This is a genomic window from Kitasatospora sp. NPDC101183 (assembly GCF_044767945.1).
Classification (GTDB): domain Bacteria; phylum Actinomycetota; class Actinomycetes; order Streptomycetales; family Streptomycetaceae; genus Kitasatospora.
Genome location: NZ_JBIWOW010000020.1, coordinates 66,413 through 89,465, shown reverse-complemented (window position 1 = coordinate 89,465; position 23,053 = coordinate 66,413). Strand labels below are relative to the sequence as shown.

The following is a 23,053-nucleotide window of genomic DNA, read 5'->3' as shown; positions in this document are numbered from 1 at the left end:
CTGGTTCCCCCCGAAGCTGGTGCGTGGTGCTAGCCGCGCAGGGCGCGGCGCAGGCGGGCGAGCGGGCCGGGCGGCCGCTCGGGGGCCGGGTGGAGCCACTGCTCCAGGGCCCGGCGGTGGTCGGCGGCGGACGGGCCGCCGGAGGTGAGCGCCCACTCGGCGAAGGCCCGGGCGTCGGCGCGGTAGCCGCCGGTCTGCGGGTGGGTGCGGGCGTAGTCGAGGAACAGCGGGCCGTACGCGCTCCCGAGCAGCCGGGGCAGCTCGGGGGCGACCTTGGCGGCGGTGTCGCGCCGCTTGGCGGCCAGGCCGGTGGACTGGGCGCGGACCTGGGCCGGATCGAAGCCGTCCGGGGCGGGCCCGGCGGCCAACAGGGCGGCCAGCAGCGCGTGCTGGCGCCGGGCCAGGTCCGTACGGTCGGCCTCGGTGGCGGGCTCGCAGCCCCTCGCGGCCGTCGGCGTGGAGCGGACGGCCGCCCGCGGGGTGCTCCCCTCCAGCACCCCGCGGACGGCGTCCAGTTCGCCGGCCAGCTCGCTGGGCGGCGGGAAGGCGGCGTCCCGCTCCAGCAGGACGCCGGGCGGTTCGACGCGGGAGCACAGTTCGGCCAGCACCTCCAGCACCGGTTCGGTGACGGGGTGGGCGTGGGTGTCGTGCCAGACGCCGTCGACGAGGACGCCGCCGGCGACGTGGACGTAGGCGAGGGCCTCCAGCGGCAGCCTGTCGAGCTCGGCGGCCGGGTCGAGGCCGAGGTTGACCCGGTTGGTGTGCAGGTTGGCGACGTCGATCAGCAGCCGGACGCCGGTGCGCTCCACCAGCTCCGAGAGGAACTCGCCCTCGGTGAACTCGTCGTCGGGCCAGGCGAGTTGGGCGGCGATGTTCTCCAGGGCGAGCGGGACGGGCAGCTGCTCCTGGGCGATGCGGACGTTCTCCGCGATCACCCGCAGCGAGGCCCGGGTGCGCGGGACGGGCAGCAGGTGGCCGGCCTCCAGGCCGCCGGCGCGGACGAAGGCCAGGTGCTCGCTGACCAGCGGGGAGCCGAGCGCGAGCGCCAGCTCGCCCAGCTTCGCCAGCCGCCCGGCGTCGGGCCGTTCGGCGCCGCCGAGGCCGAGGCCGACGCCGTGCGGGACGACGGTGACCCCGCGGGCGCGCAGCACCGTCAGGGACTCGGGCAGGTGGTCGGCGCAGAGGTTCTCGGCCACCACCTCGACCCAGTCCAGGCCGGGCTGGCGCTCCACCACGGTGTCGATCTCGCTGCGCCAGCCGAGGCCGACGCCCAGTCGGGCCGGGGTGTCGGTGAGCGGTCGTTCCAGGGCAGGGGAGGTCATCGGTTTCGCCCCCTTCGGAGGGCTGGACGGGAGGGCCGCCAGCGGGTGCGTGGCGTCGTCGCCAGGGCCGCGCGGCCGTGTTGGAGAGGATGTCCCCGGGCACGGCGGCTGCCAAGCCCCGCCCGGTCTTCTCAGAGCATTATTTGAGCTTGCCGCCCGGCTTCCGGAACCGGGCTGTCGGCAACGTAGCAGGTGGGAGGGGTCGGGGGAAAGAAAACCGGAGGCGCTTGGCGGCAGGCGGCCGGTAGCGTGCGAACCCATGACTTCTCTGACGATCCGTGACTTCCGCCCCGAGGACGCCGGGGCCGCCCTCGCCGCCCACCGGGCCGGCCGCGAGCACCTGGTGACCACCGCCGAGACGCTGGTCTGGCGCACCGCCCTGGAACAGCCCGGCGCCCACGCGCGCACCCTCGTCGCCGAGCTGGACGGCCGGGTGGTCGGCTCGCTGCGCTGCGCCGTGACGACCGGCACGACCCGGACGGGCCTCGGCACCGGCAACGGCAGCGTGCTGCCCGCCTTCCGGCGGCGCGGCGTCTTCACCGCCCTGCTCGCCGAGGCCGAACGCCACCTCGCCGCGCACGGGGTGACCGAGCTGCACGGCTGGGTGGACGAGGAGCCCGCCTCGCTGGCCTTCGCCGCCGCCCGGGGCTTCCGGCTCGGCAGCTCCGCCCAGTTCGCCGGGCGGGACCTGGCGCTGCCGCTGCCGCCCGCGCCCGAGACCCCGGCCGGGGTGGAGCTGCGCCCGGCCACCGACTGGACCGAGGACCCGTACCCGCTGTTCGTGATCGAGGCGGACGCCGTCCTGGACGAGCCGGGCGAGGTGACCTCGGACGCCCTGGACTACGAGGAGTGGCTCGACGGGGACTGGTCGCGGCCCGACCTCGACCGGCCCCTGACCGTCGTCGCCGTGGTCGACGGCGAGCCGGCCGCGATGTCCCTGGCGCAGACGGACGGGGAGGGCGGCTACTGGTCGGCCTTCACCGCCTGCCGCCGGGAGTTCCGGGGGCGCGGCCTGAGCAAGCTCGCCAAGCGGGAGTCGCTGCGCCTGGCCGCGGCGGCGGGCCACCGGCACGCGTACACCTCCAACGACCTGACGAACGCGCCCATGCTGGCGATCAACCGCTGGCTGGGGTACGAGCGCTGCGCGGGGGAGCGCAAGGGCATCAAGACCTTGGGGTGAGTGGGATGTTTTCGTTCCGGTGTCCACCGAACGTCCCGAACCCTGAGACGATTGGTCTCGACCACAGGGTGCGAATCGGGACGCTTCGGGAGAGTCTGGGGCACGAACTCCTAGCCGTCGTACAGGTTTTGCCCCACCCTTGACACAACATGGGCATAATCGCGCACATGACGATCAACCGCGCGAACGTCAGCGCGATCGCCGAGGACCTGTACGTATGGCTCCCCCCGAAGCGGGGCTGGGGCCTGGCCAACTGCGGCCTGCTGGCCTCCGGGACGACCGCGCTCTGGATCGACTCCCCGTACGACGCCTCGCTGGCCGAGGAGTTCCTCGCCGCGAGCCGACGGCTGCTGCCCGCCGGGGTGGAGATCGACCGCGTGGTCGTCACCCACGCCAACGGCGACCACCTCTGGGGCGCCGGGGTGCTCCCCGACGCCGAGGTCATCGCCACCCGCGAGGCCCTGGAGCACATCCACTGGGAGCCCACCCCGCAGCAGACGCAGGCGCTGCTCGCCAACAGCGACCCGGACTCCCCGCTCGGCGGCTACCTGCGCGAGCACTTCGGCCGCTTCGACTGGTCCGCCACCGAGCCGGTGCGCCCCGACACCGTCTTCACCGGCGAGCTGGAGCTGACCGTCGGCCCGTACCCGGTGCAGATCTTCAGCCTGCCCGCCGCCCACACCGGCGGCGACCTCATGGTCCACCTCCCGCACCAGCGCGCCGTGTTCACCGGCGACGTGATCTTCTCCTCCAGCCCCGAGCAGCCCGGCGACCACCCCTCGCACTGGGCCGGCCCCCTGGAGAACATCATCGGCGCCTGCGAACAGGCCCTCGCCACCGGCGCCGAGATCTTCGTCCCCGGCCACGGCCCCGTCCTCGACCGCGACGGCGTCCACGGGCACATCGCCTACCTCGCGTACGTCCGCGAGCGCGCCCACGCCCTGCACGCCGCCGGGATACCCGCGCTGGACGCCGCCCGGCGGGTCATCGCCGAGCAGCGCCACCCCGAACTCGGCCTGCCCGAGCGGCTGGTGCTCACCGTCGCCGCCGAGTACCGGCACCTCGACGGCTCCGCGACGCCCGCCATCCTGGACGCGCTGACCGAGGTCGCCGTCGTCGCGCGCGAACTCGCCCAGGACTCCGGCGGCCGCATCCCGCGCCCGCGCACCGGCGCCTGACCCCACCCCACCACCCGGCCCCGAGCGAGCACCCCTACAAGGAACCCGATGACGCTGATCGCGCTGATCGCCCTGGCGCTGGTCGCCGCCGTGTCCGCCGCCCTCCTCGCCCGGGGCCGGGCCCGGGCCACCGCCCGCGCCAAGGCCGCCGACACCGCCCGCGGCCACGCCGAGGAGCGCACCCGCGCCGCCGAGGGCCGGCTCGTCCGGGCCGAACAGCAGCTGCGCGAGGCCCAGGAGGACGCCCGGCGCTCCACCGAGCGGACCCGCCACGCCGAAGAGGCCCACCGGGTCGTGGAGCGGCAGCTGCACGCCGCCCAGGGCGAGACCCGGGAGGCCGAGCGGCACGCCGACGCCGAGACCGCCCGCGCCGACCGGGCCGAACAGGACCTCGCCGAGGCCGGGGAGCGGCTGGCCGCCACCGAGGCGCGCCTCGCCGCCCTGCTCACCGAGATCGGCCACCTCGCCCAGCAGCGCGTCGCCGCCACCGCCGTCCGGCTCAGCCACGCCAGCGCCCCGCTCGTCGGCCCGCTGGACGCCGCCGCCGTCGGGCCGGAGGCCGTCCGCGCCCTGCAGTCCGTCCTGGACGCCGCCCACGCCGCCCTCGCCGACGAGCGCGAGCGCGTCGACGCCGCCGCCCGCGCCACCATGCGCGGCGCCACCTCCCGCATCCAGACGCTGCTCTACCAGATCCAGAACCTCGTCCAGCAGCTCCAGCACGAGAACGACGACCCCCGGCTGCTGGAGCTCGACTTCCGCAACGAGGTCGCGCTGCGCCGCATCCAGACCGTCGCCGTGCTCTGCGAGGCCTGGCCCGGCCTGGCCCGCACCGACTCCCCGCTCGCCGAGGTCGTCGTCGGCGCGCTCTCCCGGGTGCCCGGCTACGCCCGGATCAAGGTCGCCAACCACCTGCGCGAGCAGCGCCTGGCCGTCGTCGCCCGCGCCGCCGAGCCGATCGCCGTCACCCTCGCCGAACTCCTCGCCAACGCCACCGCCTACTCCCACCCCGAGACGGACGTCCCCGTCACCGTCCAGCAGGGCGGGCGCGGCGCGCTGGTGATCATCGACGACAGCGGCATCGGCATGGAGGAGGACCAGCTGCGCCGCGCCCGGCGCCTGCTGGCCGGCCCGTCCGACGTCCTGCTCACCGAACTCGGCAGCCCGCCCAAGACCGGCTTCGCCGTCATCGGCAAGCTCGCCCGCCAGTACGGGTTCTCCTGTCACGTCGAGCCCTCGCCGTACGGCGGCATGCGGACCATCCTGCGCATCCCGGCCGCGCTGGTCACCGTCGTGGACGAGGAGCAGCAGCTCTCCGTCCTCACCCCGCTGCCGCTGCGCGCCGGCACCGGGCCGGCGCCCGCGCCCACCGTCGTCGGCGTCCCCCCGATGCGCGACGCCGGCGAGCGGGAGCAGCCCGAGCTCGACGACGCCCACCACCAGCCCGGGCCGCCCATGCGGGTCGTGCCGGCGGTGTCGGACGACGACGGCAGCGGGCTGCCCAGCCGGCGGCGGCGACGGCCGCTGGCGGCGGGGGAGAACGGGGCCGGCCCGGGCGTACCGGCTTCGGAGGATTCCTCCGCTGCCGCGCCCGCCGCGCCCGCCCGAACCGCCGAACGCGCCGCCGAGAGCTGGCAGGCGCTCCAGCGGGGCACCGGCGCCGGACGGGCCGCCGTCGCGGAGCACGCGGCCCGCGAGGACGAGACCACGAGCACCAGCAGCACCGGCGACACCACCGCCGGCCGCGACACCGGTGACACCACCACCGGCCAGACCTTAGAAGGAGCCGAGCAGTGAGCAGCCCGACCCCCGTCGACGAGATCTCCTGGGTCCTCACCCCCCTGCTGGAACTGCCGGGGGTGCTCCACGCCGTCATCGCCACCGGGGACGGCCTGGTCGAGGGCGCCTCGGACGGCCTCGGACGGGCCTCGGCCGAGCGCGTCGCGGCCATGACCGCGACCCTGCACGCCGCCGCCCGGGCCTTCACCACGGCCTTCACCGACTCCGAACGGCCGGGGCTGGCCCAGACCGTCGTCGAATCCGACCTCGGCTACGCGATCGTCGTGCCGGCGGGGGAGAACACCTCGCTCGCCGTCTTCGCCGGCCCCGAGGCCCAACTGGGCAACGTGGCCTACCAGATGCAGATCCAGGTGGCCGCCCTCGGTCGCGCGCTCGCCAGCCCCACGCGGCAGCGGAACGCGGCCGTCGCGCGGTCATGAGCGCCGTACCCAGGAGGCGGATGGTGCCCGCCTACCTCGCGACCGGAGGTCGTACCCGCCCCGGCACCGAGGGCTTCGAGCGGCTGACCGTGCTCTTCGCCGGCCGCACCGAACCGCCCACCGGGCTGGAACCCGAACACCTCCGGCTCTGGGACCTGCTGCGCCCCGGCGCACTGACCGTGGTGGAGGCCGCGGCGCACCTGAGCCTGCCGGTCAGCGCCACGATCTTCCTCGCGGCCGATCTGGTCGAGGCGGGCTGCCTGCACTCCCGCGCGCCGATCCCGCCCGCCCAGCAGACCGACCGCTCCGTCGTCGAGAGGCTCCTCGTTGGACTCCGTGCTCTCCGGTGACCCGGACGGCCCGCCCGTCGGCTTGCCCGAGGGACGGCCGAACCGGGTGGGCTACCTGCCCGACCGGGACCAGACCCTGATGAAACTGCTGGTCGCCGGCCCGTTCGGGGTCGGCAAGACCACGCTCATCCGCACCCTCTCGGAGATCGCCACCCTCCACACCGAGGAGGCGATGACGGAGACCGGGCGGCCGGTGGACGACCTTGCGGGCGTGCCCGAGAAGGTCACCACCACCGTCGCCGTCGACTTCGGGCGGCTCACCCTGCCCGGCAACGTCGTGCTCTACATGTTCGGCACCCCCGGCCAGCGGCGGTTCTTCCCGCTCTGGCAGGACATCGCGCGCGGCGCGGTCGGCGCCCTGGTGCTCGCCGACACCCGGCGGCTGGCCGACTCCTTCGAGATCATGGACATGATCGAGGAGCAGGGCCTGCCGTACGCCGTCGCCGTCAACTGCTTCCCCGAGTCCCCGCTCCACCAGGTCGAGGTCCTGCGCGGCAGGCTCGACCTCCACCCGGCCACCCCGCTGCTGCTCTGCGACGCCCGCGACCGCGACAGCAGCCTCGACGCGCTGATCTCGCTGGCCGAGCACGTCCTCGACACCCTGCCCGCCGCTCAGGAGACCTCGTGACCCCGGCCGCCCCCACCCCGATCCACGGTCCGGCCTTCGCCGCCGACCCGCAGGCCGTCTACGAGCGGCTGCGCCGCCACGGCGCGGTCGCCCCGGTGGAGGTCGCCCCCGGCGTCGAGGCGCTGCTCGTCACCGACTACCAGGCCGCGCTGGACCTGCTGCGCGACACGGACACCTTCTCCAAGGACTCCCGCGCCTGGCAGCAGACCGTCCCGCCGGACTCCCCGCTGCTGCCGGTGCTCGGCTACCGGCCCACCGCCCTGTTCAGCGACGGCGAGACGCACGCGCGCTACCGCGCCGTCATCACCGACGCGCTGGCGCTGTTCGAGCCGCACCGGCTCCAGCGGCAGGTCGCCGAGGCCGCGCACCAGCTGATCGGCCGCTTCGAGTCCGCCGGCCACGCCGACCTCATCGCCGAGTACGCCCGGCAGTTGCCCGCCTTCGTGCTCACCACCTGGTTCGGAGTGCCCGAGGAGAATCAGGCGCGGCTCGTCGGCGCCATCACCGGCCTCATCGAGTCCGGGGCGCGGGCCGCCGCCGCGTACGCGGACCTCGTCGCCGTCGTCACCGAGATGGTCGCCGAACGCCGCGAACAGCCCCGGCACGACCTCACCACCTGGTTCGTCACCCACCCCGCCGGGCTGGACGACCAGGAGGTGATCCGGCAGATCACCCTCACCATGATCGCCGGGCACGAGCCGACCACCAACCTCATCGGCAACGCCCTGCTGCGGCTGCTCACCGACGCGCGGTACGCGGGCTCGCTGTTCGGCGGGGCGATGACGGCGCACCAGGCGATCGACGAAGTGCTGTGGCACGAACCGCCGTTGGCCAACCTCTCGGCGCACTACCCGAGGTACGACCTCACGTTCCACGGGCGGGAGATCAAGGCGGGCACGCTGATCCTCGTCTCGTACGCCGCCGCCAACTCCCAGGCGGCGCCGCCCCTGGACGGGCCCGAACTGCGCAGCGGCGAGAGCGCCCACCTCGCCTGGGCCGCCGGGCCCCACGCCTGCCCGGCACGGGACCCCGCCCTGCTGATCGCCATCACCGCCATCGAGCAGCTCACCAGCCGCCTCAGCGACCTCACCCTCGCCACCCCGGCCGACCAACTCCTCTGGCGCCCCGGCCCCTTCCACCGCGCCCTCGTCCACCTCCCGGCCCACTTCGCCCCTGTCACCCCCTGACCGGGGGGCGCTCAACGAGGTAAGAATCCACTGTGGGACTTTGGGCCGGGCCCGGCCGGATCGACCGGGCCCGCCCCAAGCTGTGGATATTCGATTCGCGGAAGAGTGAAAACTTTTGGGGGCGGCCCGAGTGCTCGCACTCGGGCCGCACCCAAATCTATGCCACCCACCCACCCCCGGGAGAGCGCCCGCAAGCGGCAAACTCAGTGGAATCGGGCAGCGGAAAAATGAACTCTGAGAATTGGGTGGGGTGGCCCGGCCGGATCGGCCGGGCCACCCAAAAGGACAAAGTCCCCCACTCGCCCGCCCTCGCCGGAAGCAGAGTCCGCGCAGGAAGTCGACCGGGCCGACTTCCTGCGCAGAACAAGGGAGGTGAGGGCAGTTGGGGTTGATGCAGTTCTTCGCTGCCCGCCGGAAGCTTCCGGCGGGCAGCGAAGAACGAACCGACTGGGTTCCGCGAAAACCGCGGAAGCCTCTTGTGGGCCCGAGCGCAACCACCCGGGCCCACAAAAGTACCGAGTTCCCCACCCGCCCACCCTTGCCGAAAGCGCACAGCACCGGCGGCCCCGGACAGTGTTGGCCGGGGCCGCCGGGAGTGGAGCTCTGCACAGGAAGTCGGCCAGGCCGACTTCCTGTGCAGAGCTCCAGCGGGTAGCGGGACGAGTGTGTGGTGGATCAGGGGCGGCAGGTCAGGATGCCGTCGAGGCATGTGGTGGTGAACGAGATCTGGGATTCGATGACGGCGGTGACGATCCCGGTGGCCCGGTGGAGGGTTTCGTGGAAGGGGGCGCCGCTCTGGTCGACCCAGGCTTCGTGGGAGGCGAGGTGGGCGATGGCCCGCGTGGGATTTACACCGCTCGGGTGGCGTTGAGGCGGCATTGGGTGAGGGCGTAGGCGAGGCGGGGGTCGGGGGAGGGCTGCGCGAGGAGGAGTTCGTCGGCGGTGACGAGGGTGGTCCAGTAGCGGTTGGGGTCGCCGGAGTTGGGGTGGGTGGTGGTGAGGGAGAGGTAGGCGGTGGTGAGGTTGCCGGTGGTGAACCAGCGGGTGAGGCCGTGCTGGTGGCCGGCGCGGATGCCGCCGTGGGTGGTGATGGCGGTGGTGAGCAGGTCGATGATCGCGAGTTCGCGGTCGTCGAGCTGCGTGGGGACGTCGAAGACGCCGAGGGCTTCGAGGAGTTCGCCGGTGTCGGCTTCGGAACCGGGGCGGGGGTTGGCGAGGAGGGCGTGGTAGCAGTCGTCGAGGCGGTGGTTGGTCTCGGTGGCCGGGATGGCGAGGGCCGCGCAGACGGCGCGGGCAGAGCGGAGGGGTTGGCGGGTTCGGCGGGCGAGGTTGGCGTACGCCTCGGCGGGGGTGGCGCCGGTGTGGAGGAGGTGCCTGGCGGTGAGGGCGAGTCGCATGAGCGTCGTCTCTCAGCTGATGGGGGCGACGAGCGCCCAGACGAACTTGCCGATGCCACCAGCTCGGGGGCAGCAACCCCAGCGCTCGGAGAGCGCGTTGATGAGGAACATCCCGCGTCCGCGCTCGTCGTCGGGCTTCGACGGCCGGAGGGTGGGTCGGCCGGTGCCCGCGTCGTGGACCTCGATGCGGAGAAGGCCGCCCACCAGGTCGAACCGAACCTCGATGTGGCGGTCGTCGGGGGCGTCGGAGTGCTGGACGGCGTTGGCGAACAGCTCGTTGAGGAGCAGCTCGGCCACGTCGCCGTATCGATCGCCTTCAGAGAGGCAGGACAGGTACGCCCGGAGGAGGTGCCGCGCGATGGGCGTCGAGTCCGTACGGGACTTGAGGCGCGCGGTGAACGAGCGGGGGTGGTGGGACGTGGAGCAGGTTTCGAGCATGGCGAAGTACCTCGGGGCAGGAAGGAAGGAACAGGGCCGCCCCGGTCCCACGCTGACGTGAAATCAGACGGGCGCGAACAGGCCGATGTGCGCCGGGGTCAACGCTCCGGCTCCTAGTGACTCCCCGGCGGTGGCTGCGGTCTGTATGGAATTGATCACACACCGCCAGCGTCGCGGTGACAATGCTGTGGTGCGATCCAGAAGCGATCCCATCCCCGAGGAGCGCCTTGATGTCCGATCAGCTGCGCCACGATATGAGGCAAGCCCGCCGTGCTTCCGGCATGGGCTGGGCTGAGTTCGCTCGAGCCTGCGGGTTCGGTGTGGCGTACCTGCGCAATGTGGAGAACGGCAACCGCCGGGTGACCGAGTCGGTGGCCGTCGCCTACGACAGGGTTCTCGAGGCGGACGGGACCTTCGCCGCTGCTCTTGCCGATGCCGCGCCCGTGGACGTTTCTTGGAACCAAGCCGGGGCGACTCTGGCGGTTCTCACGAGCCTGATGGAGGGAAGACGAGTGGATCGCCGAGGATTCCTTGCTGCCGGCGTTGCCCTGTCAGCGTCGACAGGCAATTGGGCTGCGGCTATAGGGCGCAATCTCCAGGAGCCACGGGCCGTGGAGGTCGACAGCTCGTCCCTACTGGCGGGTCTGGAGGGTCGGCTCAATCTCCTGCGCCATGTCGACGACGAACTCGGCAGCGGCGAGGTCTTCACGGCTGCGCGCAGCGACCTTGCCCTGGTGGTGGCGGCGATCAAGTCCCGGCGTTACAAGGACGATCTCCTGGCACGCTTGTACGCGATCGCCACCGAGGCCGCTCGCCAGGTCGGCTGGGCGGCCTTCGACCAGGGGCGTGTCGGCCTGGCTCAGTCCTATTTCGACGCCTCCCTGCGAGCCTCCGCGACGTGCGGCGATGTGGTCGCCGGCGCCTACACACTGTCCTTCGCCGCCATTCAGTGCTACTCCTCCCCGGGCCTGGCCAACCGGGCGGTGTCGTTCGTGGACACGGCCCGTGCCCAGACGCGTGGCCGGAGCACCCCACGGATGGAGGCGATGCTCGCCGCTCGTGCCGCCCGGGCGTGGTCGAAGGACGGGGCGAAGGAGGAGACCAAGCACCAACTTCACCTGGCACGGTCGGCGTTGGACAAGGGACGGAGGGAGGACGACCCCGGATTCCTCTACTGGGTGGACTACGGAGAGATCGAGATGATCGCCGGCTCGTCCGCTCTCGAGCTGGGAGACCCTGCCGAGGCCCTGCGGCGGTTCGAAGCAGGCATGCAGGCGTACCCGGGTGACGAGCAATACCCCCGCAGTCACGCCATCTACCTCGCCCGCGCTGCGGAAGCGCACCTCGCGCTGCACGACCTGGACGCCGCCGTGGCCAAGGGGCGGCACGCGGCAGCCTGCCTCGGATCGGTCGACTCCGCGCGCTCCGCTTCCCAACTGCGGGGCCTTCGCAAGAAACTGGCGCCGCACGCCGGTCACGCGGGGGTTCGAGACTTCCTAGAGGCTGGGCAGGCGCAGGAGTTCGCGTAGGCGGCGGACGACGACGTCTTCGTCGAGCCCCAGGACCGGGGTGAGGCCGAACTTCCGGGCAGCGGCGAGGTTCTCCTCGCTGTCGTCGACGAAGAGGCACTCCTCGGCGCTGACACCCAGCCGCTCCAGCACGATCCGGAAGGCCTCGGGCTCGGGCTTGCGTACTCCGATCTCCTCCGACAGCACGACCGCGTCGAAGGTGCCATGGAGGTCGAAGCCCGCGTACGGGTCGTATGGGTGCCGGCCGAGGCTGTTGGAGAGCACCGCCGTCCGCACCCCCGCCGCGTGGGCCTGCCGGGCGAGCTGGAGGACGGGGTACGCGGGGAAGGCGTCGTGGAGGTACCTGGCCATCAGGTTGTCCGGCTTCACGCCCATCAGGGCGGCGAACCCCGCGTTCCAGTTCTCCTGACCGATCCGGCCGAGTTCGAGGCGTCGGAAGAGGTCCTGCCCGCGCGGGTCCGACCAGGCGCGCAGGAAGGTTCCGGGGGCGATCCGCTCCCGGTCCTCGAACCAGGTGATGACCTCGACCATGTTCGACGTCAGGACGCCGAAGAAGTCGAAGACCACTGCACGAAACGAAACCGAAGCCGCTGCCGCCCGATCCATCCGCTCAGCGTAGCGGGGCCGTGGATGCTTCCACGGCCCCGCTGTCGCAAAGGGCTACTCGGCGGGCTTCAGGGTCAGGGAGATGCTGTTGATGCAGTACCGCTGGTCCGTCGGGGTGCCGTAGCCCTCGCCGTCGAAGACGTGGCCGAGGTGGCCGCCGCACTTCGCGCAGCGGACTTCGACGCGGCGCATGCCGAGCGTCGTGTCCTCGATGTACTGGACGCGGTCCTCGGCGAGGGGGGCGTAGTAGGACGGCCAGCCGCAGTGGCTGTCGAACTTGGTCTCGGAGCTGAACAGTTCGGTCCCGCAGGCGCGGCAGCTGTAGACGCCGACGGTCTTGGTGTCGGTGTACTCGCCGACGAAGGGGCGTTCGGTGCCCGCCTCGCGGAGGACGTGGTACTCCTCGGGGCTGAGCTGGGCGCGCCAATCGGCGTCGGTCTTCTCGATCTCGTAGCTCATCACGGCTCCTGAAAGCGAAGGTCAGACGTTGGAGGCAACGTTCGCGAGGTGCTTCAGAATTTCGGGGCCGAGGTTGGTGACGTCCCCCGCGCCCATGGTGAGCAGCAGGTCGCCGGGGCGGGCGAGGCCCGCGAGCAGGGCGGGGGCGGCGGCGAAGTCGTGCTCGGGGGTGACGTCGGCGTCGGCACGGCGGGCGGCGTCGATGATCAGCTCGCTGGTGACGCCGGGGATCGGGTCCTCGCGGGCCGGGTAGATGTCGAGGACGACGGAGGCGTCGGCGAGGGCGAGGGCGGCGCCCATCTCCTCGGCGAGCTGCTGGGTGCGGCTGAACAGGTGGGGCTGGAAGACGACGAGGACGCGGCCTTCGGTGGCCTCGCGGATGGCCTCCAGGTCGGCGGTCATCTCGGTGGGGTGGTGGGCGTAGGAGTCGATCACCTGGACGCCGCCGGCCTCGCCCTTGAGCTGGAGGCGGCGGCGCACGCCGGTGTAGGCGCCGAGGGCCTTGGCGAGGTCCGCGGCCGGGACGCCGAGGGCGCGGGCGGCGGCGAGGGCGGCGACGGCGTTGTGGGCGTAGTGGCGGCCGGGCACCGAGACGGTGAAGGTCAGCTCGGCACCGTCCAGCAGGACGGTGACCTCGCTGGTCATTCCGCGCGGGACGACCGACAGGACGCGCAGGTCGGCGTCCTCGGCGGCGCCGACCGTCACGACGTTGAGGCCCTCGCGGCCCGTGACGCGGGCGGTCAGCTCGCGCGCGCCCTCGTGGTCGGCGGAGACGACCAGGGTGCCGCCGGGGACGATCCGGGCGACGAAGGTCTCGAAGGACTCGTGGATCTCGTCGATCGAGGCGTAGTTGGCGTGGTGGTCGAGCTCCACGTTGAGCACGATCGCCACCTCGGGCGCGTACTTGTGGAAGCTGCGGTCGCTCTCGTCGGCCTCGGCGACGAAGATCTCGCCGACGCCGTGGTGGGCGTTGGAGCCGGGCGCGTCGAGGTCGCCGCCGATGGCGTAGGACGGGTCGAGGCCCAGCTCGCCGAGGGCGACGGCCAGCATGCTGGTGGTGGTGGTCTTGCCGTGGGTGCCGGCGACGGCCAGGGCGCGGCGCCCGCCCATGAGCGCGGCCAGCGCGTCGGAGCGGTGCACGACCGGGATGCCGCGTTCGCGGGCGGCGGCCAGCTCCGGGTTGTCGGCGCGGATGGCGCTGGAGACGACGATGCTGCTGGCGCCGTCCGGCACGTGCTCGGCGGCGTGGCCGACGTGCACGGTGGCACCGAGGGCGCGCAGCGCGAGGACGGTCTCGGACTCCTTGGAGTCGCTGCCGGAGACGCTGGCGCCGCGGACCGCGAGGATCTTCGCCAGGCCGGACATGCCGGCGCCGCCGATGCCGATGAAGTGCGGGGCGTGCAGGTCGTGCGCGGCGTCGTTCAAGGCTGGGCTCCGTACGGGCGAGGCTGGGCGGGGGCTGGGTGCGGGCGGGTCGGGCCAGATGCGAATCGTCCTCGCGGACCGGCCGCAAGGACGATTCTGCACCACCGGTGCCGAGAGTCAGGAGTCGCTGGCGAAGAGCCTGAGCACCGGGACACCGACCTTGTGCCGGGCCTGGGAGGCCCAGTCGCGGTGGAAGAACTCCTCGACGAAGTGCGGGGAGGTGAGCACGACCACCTCGTCCGCCTCCTGCTTCCGGACCACCTCGCGCAGGCGCTCCAGGGGCTTGTCCTCCACCAGTTCGCCGATCGCCTCGGCCCCGGCCGCGCGCAGGTGGCGCAGGCTGTGCTCCAGCGATTCGGTGGCCACGGTCGGGCCGCTCTCGGACTCGTCGTGCTCGTGCACCACCTTGTCCAGGTGGCCGAGGGCGACGTCGTCGAGCGCCCGCAGCAGTTCGTCCTGCTTGCCGCGCGGCTGCATCAGGACGACGAAGGACACCTTCTCGTCGCTGTGGAGCGTGGTGACGAGCTCCACGTCCGCGTCGGAGAGAGCCTTCTCGATCATCAGTACCGTCTTGAACACGTGAGTCCCTTCCAGTGGCCGGCCCCCGGGCCCCGGCATCGCATAACGGGATCACGATCAGGGGGTCACGGGGTGTTCCGAACCCGGGTGACGCAGGTAGCGGGTGAAGAGGAATCCTTTCTGCTCGATCAATGAGACCAGCCGCATCCGCTGCACGTCAGGCATTTCCGCATCGTGGATGATCCTCGGCGCGTCGCCGCCCGTGATCAGCGGGGCCAGTGACAGGCACAGTTCGTCCAGCAGACCGGCCGAGGCCAGCTGCCCCAGCAGCCGGGGGCCGCCCTCGCTCAGCAGCCGCGTCCAGCCCCGCTCGACCAGGGCCGCCACGCCCGCCCGCAGGTCCACCGAGCCGCGCCCGGCGAGCACCAGGTCGGCCACCTCGGCGACGGCCCGGCGGCGCTCCTCGGGGGCGTCCTCGACGGTGATCACCACCGTCCTGACCAGCGGTCCGGTGAACAGCGGCGCGGTCAGGTCCAGCTCCAGCGAGCGGGTCACGACGGCGATCGCCGGGGCCGGGGCCTGCCCCGCCGCCGCCCGGGCGGCCACGAACTCCGTACGGGCCCGGGCCGGGCGGTAGCCCTCGGTGCGGACGGTCTGCGCGCCGACCAGCACCACGTCCGACAGGGCCCGCAGCACGCCGAAGATCCGCTTGTCGGCGTCCCCGGACAGGCCCTCGGACACACCGTCGAGCTTCGCCCCGCCGTCCAGCCCGGCGACCATGTTGGCGCGCAGCCAGGGCAAACCCCGATTCACCTGGTCGGGGTACGCGTAGAGGGCGGACAGGCCCCCCAGGGAGGACGGATCGTCGACGGGCCGGTCGAGCGGGTTGATCAGCAGCTGCATGCCCCAAGTCTTCCACCGGAGGTCGTGCCGGGGCCCATCCGGGCAGGCGTACCCTCTACTGATGTGCCCGCAGCCTCCCGCCCCACCGCCGACGCCGATCCGATAGCCGCCGCGAGCCCGGACGGCCCGCCGCAGCCCGGTTCCCCGCAGCCCGGTTCGCCGCAGCCGACGTCCGGTTCGCCGATCGCGCTGACCGCCCGCCGCCCGGTGGTGCCCGCCGAGCGCCTGGTCGCCGAGATGGTCCCGCCGCCGCGCTTCTCCCAGGTGAGCTTCGGGACGTACATCCCGGACCAGACCCAGCCCAGCCAGTACGAGGCCGTGCAGGTCCTGGAGCAGTTCGCGACCACCCTCGGCAGGGGAAACGGTTCCGCACCCAAGCGCGGCTGGTTCCGCCGCAGCGCCCCCGCGCCCACCGGCCCGGCCGGCGTCTACCTCGACGGCGGCTACGGCGTCGGCAAGACCCACCTGCTCGCCTCGCTCTGGCACGCCGCCCCCGGCCCCAAGGCCTTCGGCACCTTCGTCGAGCTGACCAACCTCGTCGGCGCGCTCGGCTTCCAGCAGGCCGTCCGGACCCTCTCCGGGCACACCCTCCTCTGCATCGACGAGTTCGAGCTGGACGACCCGGGCGACACCGTCCTCGTCTCCACCCTGCTCGGCCGCCTCGTCGACAACGGCGTCAAGCTCTGCGCGACCTCCAACACCCTGCCCGAGAAGCTCGGCGAGGGCCGCTTCGCCGCCGCCGACTTCCTGCGCGAGATCCAGGGCCTGTCCGCCCACTTCCGCCCGATGCGCATCGACGGCCAGGACTACCGCCACCGCGGCCTGCCCGCCGCCCCGCCGCCCTACACCGACGAGGCCGTGGAAGCCGCCGCCACCCGCACCCCGGGCGCCTCCCTGGACGACTTCGACGCCCTCCTCGCCCACCTCTCCGCCGTCCACCCCAGCCGCTACGGCGCCCTGCTGGACGACGTCACCGCCGTCCACCTGCGCGGCGTGCACCAGGTCGACGACCAGTCCACCGCCCTGCGCCTGGTCGTCCTCGCCGACCGCATGTACGACCGCGAACTCCCCATCACCGCCTCCGGCCTCCCCTTCGACCAGGTCTTCCCCGAGGACATGCTCCGCGGCGGCTACCGCAAGAAGTACCTCCGCGCCATATCCCGCCTCGTCGCCCTCGCCCGGGACAGCGCCAAGGCGTGACCGCGTAACCTCCGCCCCGGTCGAGCGTTCCCCTGCGTGGGGAAGAGTGGGGAAGAGGGGGACGCATGACCGGAGATCGGGCACGGTACGGCATCGAGGTCGAGCCCGAGGTTCGCACCTGGCTGCGCGGCTGCTCGCTCGCCGAGTACCGCGCGGCCGAGCGTGCCGCGGACCGCCTCGCCGAGGACGGCGAGCTGCTGCCGTTCCCGCTGGCCAGCCACTTGGGCGGCCCCTGCGGGAACTGCGGATCGGGCCGAACCGGGTCACGTACTGGCTCGCCCCCGGGCGAAGGGCTGTGCTCCTGACCGTCTTCCGCAAGACTAGGAACCGCGAGACGGACGAGGTCGAGCGCGCCCGCCGAGCTCAGAAGCTGTGCGAGGCCGAGCACGGTCCGGCCGGCGATCACGAGTTCTACGACAGGGACGAGGAGGAGCGATGAGCAGCGGCTACCACACCCGTTGGGTCGTACCGCCGGAGCACCGCGAGAGCGAGGAGTACCGGGCGGCCGGGCGGCGGATGGCGCTGGCCGAGGCCGTGTACGCCCGCCGTTCCGCGCTCGGGTGGACGGTCGAGCAACTCGCCGAGAAGGCCGGCCTGGACGAGGAGACCGTGGAGAGCATCGAGGAGAGCGGCCTCGACCCGACGCTGCCGCTGATCGAGCGCCTCGCCGCGGCCTTCGACGCCGCCGTGCGCATCGACCCCGCCCGCGAGCCCGCGATCAGGTTCGAGGCGCACGCGGCCTGACCGATCCGGCCACGCTTGTCGGTGGTGGGTCGTACGGTTGATGCGTGCGTCCCATCACGAGTATTGAGCGGTCCGTGGCGCCCTTCGAGGTCGTCAGTCCCTTCCAGCCCAACGGAGACCAGCCGGCGGCCATCGCCGAGCTGGAGCGGCGCATTCGGGGAGGGGAGAAGGACGTCGTCCTGCTGGGCGCCACCGGTACCGGCAAGTCGGCCACCACGGCGTGGATGATCGAGAAGCTGCAGCGCCCCACCCTGGTGATGGCGCCGAACAAGACGCTGGCCGCGCAGCTGGCGAACGAGTTCCGCGAGCTGCTGCCGAACAACGCCGTCGAGTACTTCGTCTCGTACTACGACTACTACCAACCCGAGGCGTACGTCCCCCAGACGGACACCTACATCGAGAAGGACTCCTCGATCAACGAGGAGGTCGAGCGGCTGCGCCACTCGGCCACCAACTCGCTGCTCACCCGGCGCGACGTGATCGTGGTCGCCTCCGTCTCCTGCATCTACGGCCTCGGCACGCCGCAGGAGTACGTGGACCGGATGGTCCGGCTCAAGGTCGGCGAGGAGATCGACCGGGACGACCTGCTGCGCCGCTTCGTCGACATCCAGTACGCCCGCAACGACGTGGCCTTCACCCGCGGCACCTTCCGGGTGCGCGGGGACACCATCGAGATCTTCCCGGTGTACGAGGAACTCGCCGTCCGCATCGAGATGTTCGGCGACGAGATCGAGGCGCTCTACACCCTGCACCCGCTCACCGGCGAGATCATCAGCCAGGACGAGTCGATCCACGTCTTCCCCGCCACGCACTACGTCGCCGGCCCCGAGCGCATGGAGCGCGCGATCAACGGCATCGAGACGGAGCTGGAGCAGTCGCTCGCGCGGATGGAGAAGCAGGGCAAGCTGCTGGAGGCCCAGCGGCTGCGGATGCGCACCACCTACGACATCGAGATGCTGCGCCAGATCGGCACCTGCTCCGGCGTCGAGAACTACTCGATGCACTTCGACGGCCGCGAGCCCGGCTCCCCGCCGAACACCCTGCTCGACTACTTCCCCGAGGACTTCCTGCTCGTCATCGACGAGTCGCACGTCACCGTCCCGCAGATCGGCGCGATGTACGAGGGCGACGCCTCGCGCAAGCGGACCCTCGTCGAGCACGGCTTCCGGCTGCCCTCCGCGATGGACAACCGCCCGCTCAAGTGGGAGGAGTTCCTGGAGCGCATCGGCCAGACCGTCTACCTGTCGGCGACGCCCGGCCCGTACGAACTCTCGCGCGGCGACGGCCAGGTGCAGCAGATCATCCGCCCGACCGGCCTGATCGACCCCGAGGTGATCGTCAAGCCGACCGAGGGCCAGATCGACGACCTGGTGCACGAGGTCCGCAAGCGGGTCGAGCGGGACGAGCGCGTGCTCGTCACCACGCTCACCAAGAAGATGGCCGAGGACCTCACCGACTACATGCTCGGCCTCGACATCCGCGTCCGGTACCTGCACAGCGACGTGGACACCCTGCGCCGCGTCGAGCTGCTGCGCGAGCTGCGCGCCGGCCGGTACGACGTGCTCGTCGGCATCAACCTGCTGCGCGAGGGCCTCGACCTGCCCGAGGTGTCGCTGGTGGCGATCCTGGACGCGGACAAGGAGGGCTTCCTGCGCTCCGGCACCTCGCTCATCCAGACGATCGGCCGCGCGGCCCGCAACGTCTCCGGCCAGGTGCACATGTACGCGGACCGGATCACCCCCTCGATGGAGAAGGCGATCGAGGAGACCAACCGCCGCCGGGCCGTGCAGCAGGCGTACAACAAGGAGCACGGCATCGACCCGCAGCCGCTGCGCAAGAAGATCGGCGACATCCTGGACACCCTCACCCGTGAGGACGTGGACACCGAGGAGCTGCTCTCCACCGGGTACCGCGGCTCCGGCAAGGGCAAGGCCCCTGTGCCGGCGCTGGGTTCGGAGCGCAAGCCCGCCAAGTCCCTGCCGGCAGCCGAACTCGCCGACCTCATCCAGGAGATGACCGACCGGATGCACCGGGCCGCCGCGGACCTGCAGTTCGAGGTGGCGGCGCGACTGCGCGACGAGGTCAAGGAGTTGAAGAGGGAGCTGCGGCAGATGCGCGAGGCCGGGGTGGCGTAGCCGCTCGCGGGCGAACCGAAACCGGTCAAGCCCAGAGGTGTCTCAGGCTTGCCACAAATGGGGAAACCCGAGGGGGGAGAGCGGTCCGCAGGCCCTAGGCTGGCCTGCGGCATCGCACCCTCGGGACGGGCGCGGGCCTTGCAGAAGAGGGGGCCTCAGCCGGGGGACGGCAACGGGGTGTTCCACCGTGACGCCGGGCGGCCCGCCGCGCGGCCGTGCAGAGAGGACAACGCCGTGTCCGTGAACCTGGCCAAGGGCCAGCAGGTCAGCCTCCGGAAGGGGACGGGCACCTCCCTGGCCGTGGTCCGGATGGGCCTGGGCTGGGAGGCCGCCCCCAAGCGGGGCCTGTTCGGCAGCCGTACCCGCAAGATCGACCTGGACGCCTCGGCGCTGCTCTACGCCGAGCGGACGCCCTCGGACGTGGTGTTCTTCCAGCACCTGGAGTCCACGGACGGCTCCGTGCGCCACACCGGGGACAACCTGGAGGGCGGCTCGGGGGACGCGGACGACGAGGCGATCCTCGTCGACCTGCTGCACGTGCCGGCGCACATCACCCAGGTGGTGTTCACCGTGAGCTCGTACACCGGCCAGACCTTCGCGGAGGTCCGCAAGGCGCACTGCCGGCTGGTCGACGAGACGACGGGCGAGGAGCTGGCCCGCTACGAGCTGGCGGGCGGCGGGCCGCACACCGGGCAGATCATGGCGAAGGTGTTCCGCGACGGCGAGGGCGGCTGGATGATGCAGGCCATCGGCGCCCCGGCGAAGGGGCGGACCTTCCAGGACCTTCTGCCGGCCATCGAGCCGTTCCTCTGAGGCCCGCGGACTCTCGGGAGCCTTGGCGTTCCTTTACCTTCTTTACCTTTCTTTGCCTTCCTGTTACTCTTCCTGGCAGCGGAGGGGAGTATTCCTCGACAGCCGACCCCGTCATCACGAGTGCCCGTCGCGGTACTCCGGGGCGCTGGCCCGATGGGCGGAAGAGACCTCCGGCAGTGACGATGACTGTCTCGCCTACCTGCCGGAGGAGCAGTAGTGGACGTTTCCATGACCATGTGGGCCACCACGGTCGGTGTGTTGATCGCACTGATCGTGGCGGACTTCTTCATCGGAGGGCGTAAGCCGCACGAGGTCTCCCTCAAGGAGGCCGGCATCTGGACGGCCGTCTGGGTGGCCCTCGCAGTGCTCTTCGGCGGCTTCCTCTGGTGGCACTCCGGCGCGCAGCCGGCCGGTGAGTTCTTCGCCGGGTACATCACCGAGAAGTCGCTCAGTGTCGACAACCTCTTCGTGTTCATCCTGATCATGGGCAAGTTCGCGGTGCCCCGGATCTACCAGCAGCGCGTGCTGATGTTCGGCGTGATCATCGCCCTGGTGCTGCGGGCGGTCTTCATCGCCGGCGGCGCGGCGTTGGTCTCGCAGTTCTCCTGGGTGTTCTTCATCTTCGGCGCCTTCCTGATCTGGACGGCCTGGAAGCTGATCAAGGAGGCCCGTGCCGACGACGAGGACGAGGAGTTCGAGGAGAACCGCGTCCTCAAGTCGATCACCCGGCGCTTCCCCGCGACCGAGGACTACCGGGGCACCAAGCTGATCGTCCGCGAGGGCGGGCGCCGGCTGATCACCCCGATGCTGATCGTGATGCTGGCGATCGGCACCACGGACGTGCTGTTCGCCCTCGACTCGATTCCGGCCATCTTCGGCCTCACCCAGGACCCGTACATCGTCTTCACGGCCAACGCGTTCGCCCTGATGGGCCTGCGCCAGCTGTACTTCCTGATCGGCGGCCTGCTGAAGAAGCTGGTCCACCTGAGCTACGGCCTCTCGGTGATCCTCGGCTTCATCGGCGTGAAGCTGGTCCTCCACGCCGCTCACGAGGCCGGCGCGAGCTGGGCCCCGGAGATCGGCATCCCGGTCTCCCTGGGCGTCATCGTCCTGGTCCTGGCCGTCACCACGGTGACCAGCCTGATGGCCTCCAAGAAGCAGCAGGAGGCCGAGCGCGAGAAGCTCGACGCCTGACCCGCACCACGTACGGGCCCCGCCGCCGGATGCGATCCGGCGGCGGGGCCCTCGTGCTGTGCGGGGCTCACCAGCCGCGCTCGCGCCACTCCTCCAGGTGGGGGCGCTCGGTGCCGAGGGTGGTGTCGTTGCCGTGGCCGGGGTAGACCCAGGCCTCGTCGGGGAGGGGGGTGAAGACCTTCTCGGTGACGTCGCGGTAGAGGGTCCTGAACGCCTCCGGGTCGCCCCAGGTGTTGCCGACGCCGCCGGGGAAGAGGCAGTCGCCGGTGAAGACGTGGGGGTGGCCCTGGGGGTCGTCGTAGATCAGCACGACGGCGCCCGGGGTGTGGCCGACCAGGTGGCGGACGGTGAGCTCGACGTCGCCGACGCGCAGGACGTCGCCGTCCGCGAGCAGCAGCTCGGTGGGGACGTCGATGCCCTCCGCGTCGTGCTCCCCGGCGGCGGTGCGGGCGCCGGTGGTGGCGACCACCTCGGCGAGGGCGCCCCAGTGGTCGTGGTGGCGGTGGGTGGTGACGACCGTCTCCAGGTCGTCGCCGACGGTCTCCAGCAGCACCGCCGCGTCGGCCGCCGCGTCGATCAGCAGCTGCTCGTCGGTGGCCCGGCAGCGCAGCAGGTAGGCGTTGTTGTCGAACGGGCCGACGGCCACCTTGGTGATGATCAGGTGGGCCAGCTCCCGCACGTCCGGCGGTCCGCCGACCTTGACCGCTCCGTGGTACGTCATTCGTCCGCTCCCTCTCCAGTCGCTCCTGGGATCATCCTCGCGCCCTCAGCCCATCGGGGGAAGCTGGGGGAGCGGGGCGTCGGCGCGGAGGTCGGTGCCGTCGGAGCGGCCGGAGAGCCAGGCGGCGAGGGCGCGGACGGGGGCGTTGACGGTCACCGATGGGGTGCCGCTGCCGATGACGGCCCGGTCGGCGGTGTCGGACGACGAGAGGGAGACGGCGGGCAGGTCGGCCTCGTCGGCGAGGCTGTCCGCGAGGCGGCGGAACTGGGCGAGGGCGAAGTCCTCCGGCCACTGCGCCGGGGTGTAGCCGGCCGCGAGGTCGACGTGGTGGAACTCCAGCTCGATCAGGCGCTTCAGCGGGATCTCGTACGCCGGGAAGAGGTAGCCGGAGCGGTGCCTGACCTCGCTGCCCCAGAACTCGGCCGTCGTCGCGGCGGCAGCGGCGGCGAACCGGGCGTGGGAGTCGCGCAGGTCGGCGAGGTGGACGTCGAGGGGGCGGGGCGCGTCGCGCTCGATGTCGGCGTCGCGGGCCTCGCCGCCGGCGTACTGGGGGAGCCCGTGGAGCAGGTTGACCAGGGAGTCGGCGTTGCGGGCGAGGTGGGCGAGCACGTGCCCACGGGTCCAGCCGGGGAGGCCGGAGGGCTCGGCGACGGCCTCGGGGTCCATCCCGGCGAGGGTGGCGAGCAGGCGGGCGGTGGCCTCCTCGACCTGCTTCAGCCAGGAGTCGGCGGCGGACTGCGGGTCGGTCATCGGATCTGCCTTCGGTACGGGAGGGCGCGTTGCCCACACGGGGGTTCGCTCGTTGACCAGTCGACGCTATCGCCGAACCACCGCCCTGAGCAGGGGGTTTTCGGTCCGGGTGCGAATGGTCGGGGAGGCGTCCTCACTCGTTCGGGTGGACTCGACTGG

25 protein-coding genes are annotated in these 23,053 nt (G+C 72.1%); 14 read left to right on the top strand and 11 right to left on the bottom strand.

The features are described from left to right. Positions 1-29 precede the first annotated feature (29 nt). On the bottom strand, positions 30-1,322 hold the full coding sequence (locus tag ACIRRS_RS26850) for a DUF692 domain-containing protein (RefSeq protein ID WP_402975714.1): 1,293 nt from the start codon (positions 1,320-1,322) through the stop codon (positions 30-32). A 259-nt stretch (positions 1,323-1,581) separates the two neighbouring features. On the opposite strand from ACIRRS_RS26850, the gene ACIRRS_RS26845 reads away from it, so the two are divergent. The 7 genes from ACIRRS_RS26845 to ACIRRS_RS26815 all read left to right on the top strand — a co-directional run bounded on the left by ACIRRS_RS26845 (position 1,582) and on the right by ACIRRS_RS26815 (position 8,061). Next, a complete protein-coding gene (locus ACIRRS_RS26845; RefSeq protein ID WP_402975713.1) occupies positions 1,582-2,502 on the top strand; it encodes a GNAT family N-acetyltransferase in 921 nt (306 codons plus the stop codon). Between the two features lie 167 nt (positions 2,503-2,669). Then, the gene (locus tag ACIRRS_RS26840) at positions 2,670-3,680 is read left to right on the top strand and encodes an MBL fold metallo-hydrolase (protein ID WP_402975711.1); all 1,011 of its coding nucleotides are present in this window, start codon (positions 2,670-2,672) and stop codon (positions 3,678-3,680) included. Positions 3,681-3,728: 48 nt separating this feature from the next. After that, a complete protein-coding gene (locus tag ACIRRS_RS26835) occupies positions 3,729-5,474 on the top strand; it encodes an ATP-binding protein (protein WP_402975710.1) in 1,746 nt (581 codons plus the stop codon). Beyond that, complete coding sequence (locus ACIRRS_RS26830) at positions 5,471-5,896, top strand: roadblock/LC7 domain-containing protein (protein ID WP_402975708.1); 426 nt, start codon at positions 5,471-5,473, stop codon at positions 5,894-5,896. Before ACIRRS_RS26835 ends, ACIRRS_RS26830 begins: the two co-directional genes overlap by 4 nt. Continuing rightward, positions 5,893-6,246: a DUF742 domain-containing protein gene (locus tag ACIRRS_RS26825; RefSeq protein WP_402975706.1), complete on the top strand. Its 354-nt coding sequence runs from the start codon at positions 5,893-5,895 to the stop codon at positions 6,244-6,246. The genes ACIRRS_RS26830 and ACIRRS_RS26825 overlap by 4 nt, the downstream gene beginning before the upstream one ends. Positions 6,247-6,325: 79 nt before the next feature. Beyond that, positions 6,326-6,874: a GTP-binding protein gene (locus tag ACIRRS_RS26820; protein WP_402975797.1), complete on the top strand. Its 549-nt coding sequence runs from the start codon at positions 6,326-6,328 to the stop codon at positions 6,872-6,874. Beyond that, the gene (locus ACIRRS_RS26815) at positions 6,871-8,061 is read left to right on the top strand and encodes a cytochrome P450 (protein ID WP_402975704.1); all 1,191 of its coding nucleotides are present in this window, start codon (positions 6,871-6,873) and stop codon (positions 8,059-8,061) included. Before ACIRRS_RS26820 ends, ACIRRS_RS26815 begins: the two co-directional genes overlap by 4 nt. 675 nt (positions 8,062-8,736) lie before the next feature. Here ACIRRS_RS26815 and ACIRRS_RS26810 read toward each other — a convergent pair. From ACIRRS_RS26810 to ACIRRS_RS26800, 3 genes are read right to left on the bottom strand one after another with little or no spacing between them, the layout of a single operon-like run. Then, positions 8,737-8,940 (bottom strand): hypothetical protein, encoded by a 204-nt coding sequence (locus ACIRRS_RS26810; protein ID WP_402975702.1) that lies wholly within the window; start codon positions 8,938-8,940, stop codon positions 8,737-8,739. Next, positions 8,910-9,458 (bottom strand): hypothetical protein, encoded by a 549-nt coding sequence (locus ACIRRS_RS26805; RefSeq protein WP_402975700.1) that lies wholly within the window; start codon positions 9,456-9,458, stop codon positions 8,910-8,912. The genes ACIRRS_RS26810 and ACIRRS_RS26805 overlap by 31 nt, the downstream gene beginning before the upstream one ends. A 12-nt stretch (positions 9,459-9,470) precedes the next feature. Further along, positions 9,471-9,896: an ATP-binding protein gene (locus tag ACIRRS_RS26800; RefSeq protein WP_402975698.1), complete on the bottom strand. Its 426-nt coding sequence runs from the start codon at positions 9,894-9,896 to the stop codon at positions 9,471-9,473. A gap of 230 nt (positions 9,897-10,126) precedes the next feature. On the opposite strand from ACIRRS_RS26800, the gene ACIRRS_RS26795 reads away from it, so the two are divergent. Beyond that, positions 10,127-11,425: a helix-turn-helix domain-containing protein gene (locus tag ACIRRS_RS26795; protein ID WP_402975696.1), complete on the top strand. Its 1,299-nt coding sequence runs from the start codon at positions 10,127-10,129 to the stop codon at positions 11,423-11,425. On the opposite strand, the gene ACIRRS_RS26790 is transcribed toward ACIRRS_RS26795, so the two are convergent. The 5 genes from ACIRRS_RS26790 to ACIRRS_RS26770 form a co-directional block, all read right to left on the bottom strand. Then, entirely contained in the window at positions 11,393-11,992 is a 600-nt protein-coding gene (locus tag ACIRRS_RS26790; protein ID WP_402975694.1) for an HAD family hydrolase, read from the bottom strand. The genes ACIRRS_RS26795 and ACIRRS_RS26790 overlap by 33 nt on opposite strands. A 93-nt stretch (positions 11,993-12,085) precedes the next feature. Beyond that, entirely contained in the window at positions 12,086-12,490 is a 405-nt protein-coding gene (msrB, locus tag ACIRRS_RS26785; RefSeq protein ID WP_402975692.1) for a peptide-methionine (R)-S-oxide reductase MsrB, read from the bottom strand. Positions 12,491-12,511: 21 nt separating this feature from the next. Then, a complete protein-coding gene (murC, locus tag ACIRRS_RS26780) occupies positions 12,512-13,915 on the bottom strand; it encodes a UDP-N-acetylmuramate--L-alanine ligase (RefSeq protein WP_402975690.1) in 1,404 nt (467 codons plus the stop codon). Between the two features lie 117 nt (positions 13,916-14,032). Further along, on the bottom strand, positions 14,033-14,494 hold the full coding sequence (locus ACIRRS_RS26775; RefSeq protein WP_402975688.1) for an indole-3-glycerol phosphate synthase: 462 nt from the start codon (positions 14,492-14,494) through the stop codon (positions 14,033-14,035). 57 nt (positions 14,495-14,551) lie between these two features. Then, entirely contained in the window at positions 14,552-15,337 is a 786-nt protein-coding gene (locus tag ACIRRS_RS26770) for a pyrimidine reductase family protein (protein WP_402975686.1), read from the bottom strand. 183 nt (positions 15,338-15,520) lie between these two features. Between ACIRRS_RS26770 and zapE the strand changes: the two genes are divergently transcribed. From zapE to ACIRRS_RS26740, 6 genes are all read left to right on the top strand, one after another. Then, positions 15,521-16,537 carry a cell division protein ZapE gene (gene zapE / locus ACIRRS_RS26765; RefSeq protein ID WP_402975795.1) on the top strand — a complete coding sequence of 339 codons (1,017 nt, stop codon included), beginning with the start codon at positions 15,521-15,523 and terminating at the stop codon, positions 16,535-16,537. Positions 16,538-16,602: 65 nt separating this feature from the next. Continuing rightward, a complete protein-coding gene (locus tag ACIRRS_RS26760) occupies positions 16,603-16,842 on the top strand; it encodes a hypothetical protein (protein WP_402975684.1) in 240 nt (79 codons plus the stop codon). A 130-nt stretch (positions 16,843-16,972) separates the two neighbouring features. Then, positions 16,973-17,281, top strand: a complete 309-nt coding sequence (locus ACIRRS_RS26755) for a helix-turn-helix domain-containing protein (RefSeq protein WP_402975682.1) — start codon at positions 16,973-16,975, stop codon at positions 17,279-17,281. 44 nt (positions 17,282-17,325) lie between these two features. Next, on the top strand, positions 17,326-19,416 hold the full coding sequence (uvrB, locus tag ACIRRS_RS26750; RefSeq protein WP_402975680.1) for an excinuclease ABC subunit UvrB: 2,091 nt from the start codon (positions 17,326-17,328) through the stop codon (positions 19,414-19,416). A 234-nt stretch (positions 19,417-19,650) separates the two neighbouring features. Then, the gene (locus tag ACIRRS_RS26745; protein WP_402975678.1) at positions 19,651-20,229 is read left to right on the top strand and encodes a TerD family protein; all 579 of its coding nucleotides are present in this window, start codon (positions 19,651-19,653) and stop codon (positions 20,227-20,229) included. A 216-nt stretch (positions 20,230-20,445) separates the two neighbouring features. Continuing rightward, on the top strand, positions 20,446-21,423 hold the full coding sequence (locus tag ACIRRS_RS26740; RefSeq protein ID WP_402975676.1) for a TerC family protein: 978 nt from the start codon (positions 20,446-20,448) through the stop codon (positions 21,421-21,423). A 67-nt stretch (positions 21,424-21,490) separates the two neighbouring features. Here the strand turns inward: ACIRRS_RS26740 and ACIRRS_RS26735 are convergent, their stop codons facing one another. Further along, positions 21,491-22,144, bottom strand: coding sequence for an MBL fold metallo-hydrolase (locus tag ACIRRS_RS26735; RefSeq protein WP_402975674.1), 654 nt, complete (start codon positions 22,142-22,144; stop codon positions 21,491-21,493). A 45-nt stretch (positions 22,145-22,189) separates the two neighbouring features. Continuing rightward, positions 22,190-22,894 carry a maleylpyruvate isomerase family mycothiol-dependent enzyme gene (locus ACIRRS_RS26730; protein ID WP_402975672.1) on the bottom strand — a complete coding sequence of 235 codons (705 nt, stop codon included), beginning with the start codon at positions 22,892-22,894 and terminating at the stop codon, positions 22,190-22,192. Between the last annotated feature and the right edge of the window lie 159 nt (positions 22,895-23,053).